The sequence below is a fragment of the Paenibacillus sp. FSL K6-0108 genome (genome assembly GCF_045040695.1).
Lineage (GTDB): Bacteria > Bacillota > Bacilli > Paenibacillales > Paenibacillaceae > Paenibacillus > Paenibacillus pabuli_B.
In genome coordinates this window covers 3388274-3402022 of record NZ_CP150288.1, presented here as the reverse complement: position 1 = coordinate 3402022, position 13749 = coordinate 3388274, and the positions used below count along the sequence as shown (strand labels likewise).

11 protein-coding genes and 1 riboswitch are annotated in these 13749 nt (G+C 43.8%); of the genes, 3 read left to right on the top strand and 8 right to left on the bottom strand.

Annotated features, from left to right (window positions below):
* Window positions 1-75: 75 nt before the first annotated feature.
* From MHB49_RS15555 to MHB49_RS15540, 4 genes are all read right to left on the bottom strand, one after another.
* Window positions 76-426 carry an MmcQ/YjbR family DNA-binding protein gene (locus MHB49_RS15555; RefSeq protein ID WP_405156762.1) on the bottom strand — a complete coding sequence of 117 codons (351 nt, stop codon included), beginning with the start codon at window positions 424-426 and terminating at the stop codon, window positions 76-78.
* Between the two features lie 125 nt (window positions 427-551).
* Window positions 552-1328: a class I SAM-dependent methyltransferase gene (locus tag MHB49_RS15550; protein WP_405156761.1), complete on the bottom strand. Its 777-nt coding sequence runs from the start codon at window positions 1326-1328 to the stop codon at window positions 552-554.
* 164 nt (window positions 1329-1492) lie between these two features.
* Window positions 1493-1627, bottom strand: coding sequence for a hypothetical protein (locus tag MHB49_RS15545; RefSeq protein WP_405156760.1), 135 nt, complete (start codon window positions 1625-1627; stop codon window positions 1493-1495).
* Window positions 1628-1810: 183 nt separating this feature from the next.
* A complete protein-coding gene (locus MHB49_RS15540) occupies window positions 1811-3190 on the bottom strand; it encodes a DEAD/DEAH box helicase (RefSeq protein ID WP_405156759.1) in 1380 nt (459 codons plus the stop codon).
* A gap of 248 nt (window positions 3191-3438) precedes the next feature.
* Here MHB49_RS15540 and MHB49_RS15535 point away from each other — a divergent pair, with 248 nt between their 5' ends.
* Window positions 3439-4074, top strand: a complete 636-nt coding sequence (locus MHB49_RS15535) for a YitT family protein (protein ID WP_247902727.1) — start codon at window positions 3439-3441, stop codon at window positions 4072-4074.
* Here the strand turns inward: MHB49_RS15535 and MHB49_RS15530 are convergent.
* Window positions 4057-4371 (bottom strand): DMT family transporter, encoded by a 315-nt coding sequence (locus tag MHB49_RS15530; RefSeq protein ID WP_405156758.1) that lies wholly within the window; start codon window positions 4369-4371, stop codon window positions 4057-4059. The genes MHB49_RS15535 and MHB49_RS15530 overlap by 18 nt on opposite strands.
* Window positions 4368-4709, bottom strand: a complete 342-nt coding sequence (locus tag MHB49_RS15525) for a multidrug efflux SMR transporter (RefSeq protein ID WP_063565132.1) — start codon at window positions 4707-4709, stop codon at window positions 4368-4370. Before MHB49_RS15525 ends, MHB49_RS15530 begins: the two co-directional genes overlap by 4 nt.
* A gap of 96 nt (window positions 4710-4805) precedes the next feature.
* A riboswitch (guanidine-I (ykkC/yxkD leader) is annotated at window positions 4806-4907 on the bottom strand.
* 217 nt (window positions 4908-5124) lie between these two features.
* Between MHB49_RS15525 and MHB49_RS15520 the strand changes: the two genes are divergently transcribed.
* Window positions 5125-5583: an OsmC family protein gene (locus tag MHB49_RS15520; RefSeq protein ID WP_405156757.1), complete on the top strand. Its 459-nt coding sequence runs from the start codon at window positions 5125-5127 to the stop codon at window positions 5581-5583.
* 93 nt (window positions 5584-5676) lie between these two features.
* Here MHB49_RS15520 and MHB49_RS15515 read toward each other — a convergent pair whose 3' ends face one another.
* A complete protein-coding gene (locus MHB49_RS15515; RefSeq protein WP_405156756.1) occupies window positions 5677-9738 on the bottom strand; it encodes an S-layer homology domain-containing protein in 4062 nt (1353 codons plus the stop codon).
* Between the two features lie 232 nt (window positions 9739-9970).
* On the bottom strand, window positions 9971-11482 hold the full coding sequence (locus MHB49_RS15510) for a glycoside hydrolase family 30 protein (RefSeq protein WP_405156755.1): 1512 nt from the start codon (window positions 11480-11482) through the stop codon (window positions 9971-9973).
* Window positions 11483-11836: 354 nt separating this feature from the next.
* Between MHB49_RS15510 and shc the strand changes: the two genes are divergently transcribed.
* Window positions 11837-13732 (top strand): squalene--hopene cyclase, encoded by a 1896-nt coding sequence (gene shc, locus MHB49_RS15505; protein WP_405156754.1) that lies wholly within the window; start codon window positions 11837-11839, stop codon window positions 13730-13732.
* Window positions 13733-13749 lie beyond the last annotated feature (17 nt).

Genomic DNA, 13749 nt, shown 5'->3' with positions numbered 1-13749 from the left:
TTTTTTCGAAAAAGTTGGATGATCTACATTTGGCGCAAACCGCTGCTCTCCAAAATTGTGGCTGCATGCGGACAATTACGATATGGATTCCAAAAGACTTTTGGACAAGGTTTTGACCACCAACTCATATGAATGATCAATCATCACAAAGATATCCTGCTCCGACAAGGAGCCATCTAGAATAATGGTATTCCAATGCTTTTTGTTCATATGGTAACCTGGTTGAACGGCTTCATGCTGCTCTCTCAGGTTTTCTGCAATGATTGGATCACATTTTAAGTTTAAGCGAACGTTGTCCGCCTTTCCCTCAAACATAAGCGCAAACATCTTCCCAGCAATTTTGACTACTACCGTATCAGCTCCGAAGGGATAATCCTTTGTTGCACCTTTTTTCTTCAAACAATAATCAATAATCTTATTTTCCAATTCAGTATCTCTCCTTTGCGCAGAGTGACAAACTTTCCCTACCCAATCTAATGATACCGAATGTACGTTTGCATGTAAATATCAAGCATTTTATCTGATTAGCCAGTAATGCAGGAATTATCTTCTCAGACAGGTTCCTTAATCGCTACGATACGTAATCGGGTTGTGTCAAGAAACCATTGACCTTCCCGCTCAAAGTGAGGCTTAACCTCTGTCACGATGGCTTGATAGATTGCTTCCTGGTCTGCGGAGGAAACGCCCTTAAAGAAATAATCAGCGAAACTGTTTAGCCAATTCCGAAGCCCTTCTTCCCCTTTGAGCGGAGCAGGCTTGTCAAAATGCTGAGCAAATGTGACACGGAAGCCGTTCTGCTCCAGCAAGGTGGCGTATTCACCAAGAGTGGGATGATACCAGGGATTCCGTCCTGCCCACGTATAACCACGCTCCACCAAAGCCTGTTTTATCGCAGTGATCAAGATGGCGACATTTCCGCTTCCGGCAAATTCAGCTACGAATCGCCCACCTTCGCGCAGCGCCAACCAGATGGATCGAGTCAAAGCCGCAGGGTTATTGATCCAATGTATAGCTGCATGTGAGAATACAGCATCAAAGGGTATATCTGTCCGATATTGAGAAGCGTCTTTCACTTGAACATTCAGGTCAGGGTACTTCTGTTGGGCCATGTTCACCATTCTCTCCGATAGATCAATTCCTGTCGGTATCGCACCGGCAGCTGCGATCCTGGCTGTCAAATCACCGTTTCCACTGCCAATATCCAGAATACGTTCTCCGGTTTGCGGCTGCAATAAAGACAGGACATCCACTCCCCGATTAGATAAGAAATCGGTTGAATGATTGTGAGGTACTGAATGATGCTCATTTTTGAATTGTTCACCAGGCATAGGCTCAATCTCCTTTAAAGATCTTAGATATCTATAATAACTTTAATACTCCAAACCTGTCAACTTACGTAGGTAAGGCCGTAATCTAATGAATATCAATGCGAGAATGATGTGTGACACAGCTTCAAAGAACATACTATCAAAAAAACCTATCCCATGAAAAATCATGAGATAGGCAATTCATCATTCGAATTAAGCATAGGCATTTCCTCTACGGGACTAGGAGCACTGAAACGTTCCACCAGTTTATGACTGTAACCTTTTTCGACGACCATAACGCGAGTTTGAATGAACATCATTTACGCCTCCTGATTGCTCCAAGTCATTACATGCATACAATGGCTTGGGACATTTGTTTAACATTCTCTCTATAATTCTATTCTTATTGAAAATGAACTCAATATCACATTGATATTGAGTTCACAAAAAAACCTCCTCCACGAAATGGAGAAGGCTTCTTGCTCATCTTCAAAGAGCTTTATTTACTTTACTGCTCTTGGTTTACCGTAACTTGTACTTTTTTGAATTGATTTACCGTGGCTTGGCTTATTATGATTGGGTTTACTGCTGTTAGGCTTACCATGATCGGCTTTTCCACTCTTTTTAAACCACTCCGACTTGGGCTTTCGAGCGGGATTCGCTTTTGACTTCACAGGTTTATCGGCCGCAGGTTTATGGGCTGCCGATTTTGATGTTTGATTCGGTTTTACAAAAGCAGGCACACTTGTCATCGGATAAGGATGATTTTTCACTTCAGGAATAGTCTTCTTGATTACTTTCTCGATATCCTTAAGGAACGTAAGTTCCTCCTTCTCGCAAAAGGAAATCGCCATTCCGCTATGCCCTGCTCTGCCTGTACGGCCGATTCGGTGAACATATGTTTCTGGAATATTAGGCAGATTGAAGTTGATTACATGTGAAAGTTCCTCAACATCAATGCCCCTTGCCGCTATATCCGTCGCCACCAGTACCCGTGTAACACCGCTTTTGAAATTATTCAGCGCTCTTTGACGTTCATTTTGAGATTTGTTGCCGTGAATGGCCTGAGCCGTAATATTCACTTTGGACAAATCGCGAGTTACACGGTCAGCCCCGCGCTTTGTGCGGGTGAATACCAGTGCCGAAACAATGGATTTATCCAGCAAGATATGATTCAACAGACTTTGTTTTTTGCCATTTTCCAATAAATACACAGACTGTTCAATTCGATCCACTGTGGAGGAGACGGGTGTAATTTCTACTTTTACCGGATCAACCAGCAGCGTTTTTACCATTTTGGTAATCTCGGGAGGCATTGTAGCTGAGAAGAACAGCGTCTGTTTCTTGCTCGGCATCTTCGCAATAATTCGTTTCACATCGTGAATGAAGCCCATATCCAACATCCGGTCTGCTTCATCAAGAACGAGAATTTGCACATGTTTAAGATCAATACGTTTTTGATTAACCAGATCAATCAGTCTTCCAGGCGTAGCAATAATAATATCTGCTCCTTGATTGAGCGCACGCTCCTGAACCTTTTGAGAAACGCCACCCACGATTGCGGCGCAACGAATATCTGTGTAACGGCTGTAAGCCTTAATGTTATCCGAGATCTGAATCGCCAGTTCTCTTGTCGGCGTTAGAATCAACGAACGAATATGACGTGCGGCTTTGGGGCCGTTCGACTTTTCGCTTAATAATTGAATGATAGGTACAGAAAATGCTGCCGTCTTCCCTGTCCCTGTTTGCGCACAGCCAAGCAAATCTCTGCCTGCCAATACGGCTGGAATTGCCTGTTCCTGTATAGGTGTCGGGGCAGTATAGTTTGCTTTGTTCAAGCCTTCCAAAATTGCGGGTAGAATATTCAAGTCTTTAAATGTCATTAGGTCTCCTTAATTTACGCAACAAATATTCATTTGACGTATATCTCATTTCAAAACGTAACACATAAGGATAACACTAAAAAACTCATCTGTATATTATCTTTTCAAACTGCCACGTTGCAGCATTCATCTACCGGGATACTATGATATTACTATAAGTCGAATCCCACAAAAAAATGTTGTATTTACAACATTAAATATATCATTTACAATAATCAAATCATGGATATTCGCAGGAGGAATCTTCATTGCAATTATTAATAACAAGACTATTTACCAAAAACACATTGAACCAAAAGGTCGCTCCGTTTCTATTTGGTATACTATTGTTAAGTTTGGGGATCACCTGCATGATCAAAGCCGATTTGGGTGTATCTCCTTTTGATGCAGTTTTGGTTGGATTACACAATAACTTAGGATTAACTGTAGGAAGCTGGGAAATCATTATTGCTGTATTAATGATACTGCTAAATTCTCTGTTAATTAGACAAAAGCCAGCATTTGCTGGCGTGATAACCTCTTTTATGGTGGGGATAGGCATCGACTTGTGGTTTCTTCTGTTTAGTGTTGTTCCTGCTCCATCCTTTTGGATGCATCAATTCCTTCTCTTTGCGATCGGGTTAATTCTTTCGGGACTGGGAACTGCAATTTATTTGCAGGCTCAAGTGTACAGGATCCCCATTGATCATACGATGCTCATACTTCAGGCCCTTCTTAAGAAAGGAGTGTTTTTCACTAGAACATTGATTTATTTGTGTTTCCTGTTGTTAGCCATTTCCATTGATGGTCCCATTGGGGTAGGTACGATCGTAACAGTTCTTTTGGGTGGGCCTATTCTGCAAATGTTCATGAACGTTCCCAAACGATCAACTCACCAGCTTTAGCCCAACTGCTGATCCAAGCACCATGGCAATAAACAGAATTCTCAATGCATTTCGAGGCTCTCCATAAAATATCATGCCGAGAATGGCTCCCCCAGAAGCGCCGATTCCCGTCCATACGGCGTATGCTGTTCCCATTGGAAGAGTCTTCATTGCAAGGGATAGGAAAAGAAAGCTTAGTCCAAAGCCTGCAACCAAGAGTATGATTGACAACAGGTTACGATCTTTGTGCAATTTGTTAATCATCAGAACCCCAATCATTTCAAAGACACCTGCTAATACGAGAAATACCCAGTTCATGATTCATGTACCTCCTTTGTTTTTCCTTTGCTAAGCATTTTAAGACCAATTACGCCCAATAAAAGAACCCCAATGAGCAGCATTTTCCCAGATTGAATGGCCGCATCAAACAATATAATCTCTGCCAGTACAGTTCCTGCAGTACCCAGTCCAACGAATACCGCATATACGGTTCCTACATCTAATGAGCGGGATGCCGCAATCATTAAGGTGAAGCTGACAATAATGGCGATCAGTGTAGCCCCCCACTCCAGAAAACCACTGGCATGTTTCAATCCAATGACCCAACCGACTTCAAATAAAGCTGCAATAACGACGGACAACCATGTTTTGTTCATCTCTGCCACACTCCTTATCAAATTTTGCTACGTTATTATTAGTTACATGAAGCCAAAATAAAAAAAGCCCGGGAAACAAACTGCATAAAGCAGTTCATCTCCCAGGCTTTTGTCCCTCCGTGACACAACCAACAGGCTGTGAGTTTTCTCTCGGACCAGACCGACATTAACAGTCGCGGAACCCTAGAAAACATTTGAGTATTCTGATGTGACTCCAATTATACACAATTCTTTTTGATTGGCAACCCTTTAACGAATTCTAATTTAAGCAGGGGTTCCTCCTGGCTGAGTCAGCTGATGCTGCGGATGTAGCCTAATTCTTTTCCCATCCTTATATTGACAGCTTGTGATTCACGGAACTATAATCCATACTAAACCAAGTTACATACAATGTTTTATAAAGGGGATGTATCGGATGGCTAATGTTCAGACTTTCAAAGCTACTGCCCATCTGCAAGATGGGGTTCAAGTGATCACCAAAGCAAGACAATTCGAACTGATCATCGATGAGCCAACAAACCTCGGGGGTATGGACACGGGAATGAATCCTGTAGAAGCTTTACTTGCCTCCCTTGGCGCATGTCAATCCATTGTGGCCCGGGTCTATGCCTCGAAATTTGATGTTGTACTTGATGATTTTAGAGTTGATGTTGAAGGTGATCTGGATCTTGACGGATTTTTTAACCGAGCCGATGTACGTCCCGGTTATTCCGATATTCGATACACATTCTATATTAAAACCAGCTCATCTAAAGAAAAAGTTGAATCATTTGTAGAATTTCTAGAAAGTAAATGTCCTGTGGGGGATACGATTTCCAATCCGGTGAATACCAAGCTCAATCGCGTCATTATCGAAAATGGTATATCGTTGTAACAAAACGAATGAACTGGATACCAAAAGATACAAGGAGGCAGCTTTCGAACAAGTTAAATTTGTTCGAAAGCTGCCTCTCTATGAATCTTGTATTTATTGGGTCAGTTGAATAGCTCTTTGGATAAGTGCAGCGGCTTCGGCACGAGTCGTATTTCCTTTCGGTTTCAATGTTCCGTCTGGATGACCGTTAACAAGGCCATTAGCAATAGCTGCCTCAAGAGCAGAACGTGCCCAACTGGATATTTCCGTGACATCGGAGAAGCTAACCTTGCTCTCTGAATCAGCGATCTGCGCTGCACGAACGACCATTGTCGCAATCTGCTCGCGGGTCACCAATTCATCTGGACCAAAGGTGTTATCACTATATCCATTCACAATGCCCATACTTGCCGCAGTGGAAATCGCGACATGCGCCCAATGCGATGTGGTATCTGCAAATCCTTTGTCAACAGAGCCTTGTAAATGTAAAGCCTTAACGACAAGAATAACAAATTCGGCTCTAGTAATTTTATTATCCGGTCTGAAGCTGTTGTCCGGATAACCTTGGATCACACCGAGTCCAACCAGATCCATAATACTTTCATAAGCCCAATGTCCTTCAAGATCCGTGAAGTTTTTGGTTCCTTCCGGCGTTGGTGTTACCGTTTTATCGGATACCAGAACAGCAAACTTGGTGAAATGATCAATGGTTCCCGATACAGTCCCATTCATTTGATCCACTTTCAAATTATCAAGTGCAACCCACTTTTTGGCCTGCTCGTTGAACCAATACAATCCCACTGCTGATTTGTCAAAGTCCACTTTGTTCTTGTCAAATGGTAAGGTGACAGTCACAGGCTTAGTGAAATCCTCACTCTTGCTTGCCGTAATCTCATAGACATCCCCGAGCAGTTTTAATGTGGAATCGGTGAACAGATTCGACGTTTGGCTTACTTTATTTACGGAAATAACGCTGCTCTCCATCGATCCGGCTGGCACATTGATTTTGACACCGCCCAGGCTCAACGATCCACCATTCGCAGTGATCGTTCCACTGTTGGTAGGAGTACCCGTTTGATCAGCATTCGTTCCTCCAGTTGGATTTGAAGGAGTTGAAGGAGTCGAAGACGTTGGTGGAACCGAGGTGGAATTTCCTGCTCTGACGACAGTTACACTGTAAGTCTTGCTTGATCCATTACGTGCCTGCACCGTAATTGGAATTACATTTTTTCCAACAGATAACTCATACGATTGGCTTATTCCGTTTACATAAGGCTCACCTTTGGCTGACAAAGTCGCCTGACTATCCGTAGCCTTCGCCGTAATACGGATGGAATCTACAGCTTGTTCAACATTCAGACTGTAAGCCGTAATTGCAGGATTGAATGCTGGAGTCAGGGAGCCTTGATCAACAGATAAATGATCCAATGTGGAAACGTCAATCAACTTCCCGGTTCGCATATCTTCCTTTACAAGCGCAAAATCCGCTGCGACCTGGTGGGAGTAATCCTCCGCTGCATTAAGAATAAAGTTCTGCAATTCATTCCAGATGGGGACGATATTCGTTACAAAACGTTCTTCAAAACGGTAATTCAACTCATCGGATACCTTGTCCAAGCGCGAGCTTGCATAAGCGTAAGCCTTGGCCGCATCGACCAAATACTGCTCCAGCTCTTGCTTGTTCTTGAATGGCTTATCCGTGTAATCCCCTTTAAAAGGTGAAACTTCCCTGATCAGATACGAGCGATTCATTGCTTGCAGTACACCCAGATAAGAATCGGGATCAACTGAAGTTTTAAGATAGGCATCTTTCGATAAATTGGCGTCCCGAGTCTGCTCTTTCACGTCGAGCAAAATATCATCCGTGTTGGCTTCACTTGCTCCTTCGATCAGCACATTGTAGCGTTCAACCCCAATGCTGCCAATCCCCTGATGAATACGGCGCACCATATCCTTTATCTTAAAATAGGCATCGAATTCATCGTCACTCAGGTTCGGGAAATTGCTTCTGACTTGTAATTTGTATGCTGTCCAAGCGGCTTGCAGGGAAGATTTCTCTGCATCTGTCGCGGATTCAAACTTATCGGAGTTGCCGGCAATGTTCAATTTTCCATCAAGTGCCCGTTTGCCGAGCAATTTTTGCAATGCTTCCTCATAAGACACTTTGGAGACTTTGTCCATGACCTCTTTCGTATAAGCCGTTACATTGCTTTTGGTCAATTTGGTGTTTTTGGGGTTTATCTCGCTATTAATCTCTATCAAAGTATCCTTATAGGTATTTAAAAAGGTGCGAGATACGTCCCGGAAATCGGCGTCCTGTAGATTGGTAATCGCAGAGCTGTCTTTTTCGTATTTGACTACATAAATACTTGTAACAAAGCGAATCAGATCATCATAAAAGCTGCCGATGCCGGAAGAATCCACATCATTCAAGCTGAACACCATTTGATTGGTACTATCGTTAAAGGTTCCCACATTCTGAATATGGGCATCCCCTTGTGTGTAAGTAAGGATATCCTTCTCATTCCAACCTGGAATTACTGCATTTGGAGAAGGAATAAGACCCGCTGCACGATCAGCCCTAAATAAGGAATTTGTTCCGCGCAGGAAAGTATATTCGTTCGCTCCCATGGCATCACTTCCATATTTATATTCTTTGGTAGCAGGGTCATTAAAACCTGTATTGTCTGCTATGATGCTGTCTTCAACGACATGTTTGCGATTCTCATCCGTAAGAACCGATTGACTATACCGAAGCAGGCGGACGCTGATCTCTTCCGAAGCCAGCCAGTCTGTATCCTGCACAGCCTCAGCCATTAACGTCACATTCAGCATGACCGTGTTCATGACAGCGGAAGCGGATGTACCTGAAATGGAAAGCGTAATCGTGTGATCACTGCTACGGCCCTCAGCCTTGATGTTCCAGTCTCCTTCAGGGAGTCCCGTCACACTGTAAGCATTCGAGTCCAGTGTCCCGTCCACGGGAACACCGGCGCTAAGATTGAGTTGGATCGTGGTATTCAAGTCCTTCGCACTGTTCATACGAATGTTGGACGATGAGGAGTCCAATGTTGCTACAATCTTATTGGAAGGTATGAATTGAGCCAATGTTATGGTATTGCTTCCTTGATACACTGTTAAGGATGAGGCGGGTTTGTGTACTTGATCCCACGCATCAGGATGAATCTCAAATGTCAGAAGGCTGTCTGAAACCACATTCCCGGTACCGTCTCCAGTGATGGTCACTTCGATCTGATCTCCGCTCGCACTGGCTTCAGCAGAGAATCCTGCCGGGAGGCCCAGCACACTGAAATCATTGGATGTCCATGGTCCTTGTTTAACCAAACCACCAAATGCAAACAACGTAATTTTGTTATGTACAGGATCCACACTCGAAGCAGACTGCATCTCTATACGTTGATTACTTTTCAGAATGACATAGGCGGAAGTTGTGCTTGAATTGCGAGCCTTCGCGCCTGCGATTTTCTCAAAGTCATTTCCGTTATTTCGGGTGTCCCAGTTATTGCCCCGATTCGGAAACGCCGCTGTTGTAGTTTTCTTCTCCGGGTCCATCGGATCGAACACCAGTCGTTGCATTGTGTTTTTTTTCCCTGCTTGTGGAGCCGGACTTCCCCAATAAGCATCCGCATCATATCCAACAAAATCAACCACATGTTCCTGTAAAACATCAGCCATCGGATCACTCGCCGACAACAATTGTGTTGTATTTAACAAGACCAGCTTTCCACTGTTATTATCCAGTTTGAATGAAGTTTCGCTGGCATCCGGCTGTGGAAGCTGCTCTCCAACATTACCATTGCTGCCGAGCGCAATCAGATAATAGCCATATGCCGGAATCTGGGCAGTCGTTGTACCCAGCAGAGCTATTTTCCAATTATTCTTTTGGGTATCCGCAAATTGTATGGACCAGCCGTTCAGCGAAACAGGTTCTGCTGTCGGATTATACAGTTCTACAAAGTCGTTGCCATACACGTCGACTACGTCGTCTTTCTTACCTCCGTAAAATTGGCTGATGACCACGTTTTTCGCCAAATTACTAGTGTTAAGATCTTGTGATGCTGCTGCGTATCCTATGCCTGCAAATGTCCAGAATGATTGAACAATCATGACTGTCGAAAGGATGATCGCCATCCAGCGCTTATTGATGTCTTTCAAGTTGTCTAACCCCTCTCCCATATAAAAGCTCAGGCTAGTATATCAACCCAATGTAAGAGGATAGTTAAACTAAATAATCATAATATCAAAATTGTAAAATCCTTGAATATGTAAAATTCACAAGTAATGTATAGGATGGATGATATTCAAAAAAACATATTAAAAGAGCCGCGATTACTCGCGGCCCCTGGCTTGCTGGGTAAGGAAACGGAAGCAGCTTTCCCGTTTTCCCTTAAGAAACATTTCCATACCATTTATACGTCATGGCAGACTTACCTGGAATAGTAACAACAAAGCTTTGGCTGCCCCATTGAATCTTCACATTTTTCGAGGAACTGGAAGAGTTGTAGGCGACAACGACTTTTGAACCGTCCGGATTGCGGAAAGCCACATTTTTAACTTCAGATCCCGTGTTACTGTCAATGCGATATGCATTAGGCACTACAAATTTGCTAAAGTGACCGAGCAAATAATATTGTTTGTGATACGTCACATTATTTTCAGGAGCATCATTACGGTTGTCCGAGTTGCGGATGGTGATCATGCCTTTATTGGTATTGTTCGGTGAAAGCAAGGCTGGACCGTCTTTTTGATCCAGAGCAGCATTCCAGAGAATGATGGATTTAGACCAGTTTCTCGTAATATTAATGAACTCGTTCATCATATTATCGAAGCCTGATGAAGTACCATTCTGCGGATCATTCCAGTTGCCGAAACCACCCTCCGTAAACCAAACTTCCTTGTCCGGATGACTGTTATGCATAGAGGTCATTGTTGATCCGTCCCCACTGTCGTAATGGTGGAATGCGCTACCTGATACGTAGCTGCCCTTGCCTGCGTTCTTCAGATTTGTGATGACTTGGTTCGGGAAGTTCCAATCCAGAAAGTTATGATCGAATGCAATAATTTTAGTGTTGATTCCGGCATTTCTGAGTGTTGGTCCAAGATAATCCCCGATAAAGCCCGTCTGATCCTGTACATTCATACCCATGGAAGGATAATGAGATGGCTCGTACATTGGCTCGTTTTGCAACGTAACAGCGTAAATGGGTACGCCTTCAGCCTGGTAAGCTTCAATGTACTTTTTGAAATAATTCGCATATGTGCCGTAGTGCTCTGCTTTCAGTTTGCCGCCGTTCAGATTGTTGGAATATTTCATCCAGGCAGGCGCACTCCATGGGGAACCCATTACTTTAATATTGGGATTCTTGGCGATTGCCGCTTTGACCATGGGCAGGATGTAAGCCTTGTCCCGATCAATCGTAAATTGGCTGAGTGAAGTATCATTTGGTGTATCGGCATAGGTGTAGGCGGCCCAGGCAAAATCGGAGCTGCCGATCGGTTGTCTCAATAAACTAAGACCTATTCCTGTGTTGCCAAACAGCTTCTCCATCACTTCTGCACGTTTGTTGTTATCCAGCTTGTAGTTCATGAGCCATGCAGAGGCATCCGTTAAAGACACGCCAAAACCATCCATTTGCTGGTACGTTTTGTTTTCGTTGACGGTAATAGTCACATCCGCATTGCCTGAATTGCTGCTGAAGTTTTTGGAGGCAATCTTGGTGAGTCTGGCATCTGTTCTAAGTCCTACTGCCGGTTCGGAATTGGGGTCTGAAGTTGAAATCCATACCTCCACCTGTTCACCCGCTGCATGCGCAGTCTTGGGCATATATGAACCATATGAACCCGCAGTTACCAGAAAAGTGGACAGCAGCACTAACGCACTCTTTTTCCATATCTTCATTGACATATCTCCTTTGATTTATTGTAATTTGAACAATCAAATATCAATCACTGTAAAATGAAATCGATTTCATTTTCAAAAACATAAAGTCTGTTTTTCAGTTGTCACATGTCTTAATACTTACACCTCCTTTTTGAAGGGTATCGATAAAGGATATAGATCAAAATTTTGTAAGCGTTAACAAAGATATTTATACACTTTATTGGTAAAAATTTCAACAGTAAAATTCATCTTTTTTATTTTATTTTGCAAATAGTCCAGAAGTTGAATCGATTTCACACTCATGCTTCTCCTCATTTCCCCCTGTTATCCATCATATAATACAAAAATGACGTTCTCTGGAGGTAACTCGGAATGAGCCATGTACTAAGCGCAATTGATGAGGAAATAAGCCGGATGACGACTTCTTTACTTCAACAGCAGCAGCAAGACGGTTCCTGGCGTTTTTGTTTTGAGAATGGTACAGTGATTGATGCTTATGTCATCATTATCTTCCGTATATTGGAAGTTTCCAATGAAGCACTGATCCGTGAATTGCATGATCGTATCCTCAACGAACAACAACAGGATGGATGCTGGAGATTGTACGCCGATGAAGAGAATGGAAATCTATCCGCATCGGTTGAAGCGTACTACGCCCTGCTTTACTCCGGGTACAGCAAGAGTACGGACGAGCCAATCCAGCGGGCCAAAGCGTATATTCAGTCCAAAGGAGGTATCGGCAAAGTCACCAGCATTTTGACCAAAGCCATACTTGCCGCTACCGGACAAATGAAATGGCCTTTATCCATCTCGATGATCCCCCTGGAAATCCTGATGTTCCCTACCTATTTTCCCATCAATTATTTTGAATTTTCCGGTTATTCCAGAGTTCATCTGACCCCGATGCTCATTATGGCAGACCTGCGCTTCGCCCTCACAGTACCCCATGCTCCCGATCTGTCTGATCTGACCGACTTACGAAATATTGAAGATAAGCCAAATTCCAAAGAATATCAGGAAATGCAGGACGATATTCTAAGAGGGAGAAACAGACTCCTTGGCAATCCTCGCCACATCCACGAAACGGCGAGGAGCCGCGCGGAACAGTTCATGATAGAGCGAATTGAGTCTGATGGCACATTATACAGCTATGCCAGCAGTACAATTCTCACGATTTTTGCCCTACTGGCCCTAAAATATGATAAGCAGCATCCTCTGATTACAAAAGCCATCTCCGGACTCACTGCAATGCAGTGCCGTTCTTCTGAAGGTAAAACAACGATCCAAAACTCCCCATCCACCGTATGGGATACGGCCCTGATCACTTACGCATTACAGGAGGCTTCCATTACTGATGACCATAATGCTATTCAACGCGCGGCCTCCTATTTGCTCTCCCGTCAGCAAGATAAAACAGCCGATTGGAGCATCCATAATCCGAACACAGTCCCTGGAGGATGGGGATTTTCGGAATCGAATACAATCAATCCAGATGTGGATGATACAACAGCAGCTTTACGGGCAATCCGAAGCTTGTCCACCACTCTTCCACCATTTCAGGAATCCTGGAATCGCGGGCTGAATTGGGTTCTGTCGATGCAAAATAAAGACGGTGGTTGGCCAGCATTTGAAAAAAATACAAACAAGGAGATGCTCACCTGGCTCGCCATCGATGGTGCCAAATCTGCGGCTACAGACCCTTCGGAGGCTGACTTAACGGGGCGTACCCTGGAGTACCTCGGAAACTTTGCCGAGCTTGATACCAGGCATGAATGGATCAACCGTGGTACGAAATGGCTCATTCGTAACCAGGAGAAGGATGGCTCATGGTACGGAAGATGGGGGGTATGTTATATCTACGGCACTTGGGCTGCACTAACCGGTCTTATAGCTGTCGGGCTGCCTGCAAGCCATGATACAGTGCAAAAAGGAACCGAATGGCTCTTAAGCATTCAGAACTCCGACGGTGGATGGGGAGAATCCTGTCAGAGTGACCGTCTCCTGCACTATGTGCCATTAGGGGAAAGCACCCCCTCCCAAACCGCCTGGGCACTTGACGCACTTATCGCAGTCCACCCCAAACCCACACCCGAAATAAATAAAGGTATTCTAAGGCTTATTGAATCCATGCAGGTAAACGATTGGAGAACCTCTTATCCAACAGGTGCTGGTCTACCCGGTAACTTCTATTCTAACTATCACAGCTATACATATATTTGGCCTCTACTCACGTTAAGTCACTATAGAAGAAAATATGGGGCATCTTAAAACTTTAATCTGCGAAG

Coding starts and splice junctions, on each gene's coding strand:
- MHB49_RS15525 (WP_063565132.1), bottom strand. CDS start 4,709: ATGAACAAAACATGGTTGTCCGTCGTTATTGCAGCTTTATTTGAAGTC.
- MHB49_RS15520 (WP_405156757.1), top strand. CDS start 5,125: ATGGCTAATGTTCAGACTTTCAAAGCTACTGCCCATCTGCAAGATGGG.
- MHB49_RS15550 (WP_405156761.1), bottom strand. CDS start 1,328: ATGCCTGGTGAACAATTCAAAAATGAGCATCATTCAGTACCTCACAAT.
- shc (WP_405156754.1), top strand. CDS start 11,837: ATGAGCCATGTACTAAGCGCAATTGATGAGGAAATAAGCCGGATGACG.
- MHB49_RS15540 (WP_405156759.1), bottom strand. CDS start 3,190: ATGACATTTAAAGACTTGAATATTCTACCCGCAATTTTGGAAGGCTTG.
- MHB49_RS15545 (WP_405156760.1), bottom strand. CDS start 1,627: ATGATGTTCATTCAAACTCGCGTTATGGTCGTCGAAAAAGGTTACAGT.
- MHB49_RS15510 (WP_405156755.1), bottom strand. CDS start 11,482: ATGAAGATATGGAAAAAGAGTGCGTTAGTGCTGCTGTCCACTTTTCTG.
- MHB49_RS15530 (WP_405156758.1), bottom strand. CDS start 4,371: ATGAACTGGGTATTTCTCGTATTAGCAGGTGTCTTTGAAATGATTGGG.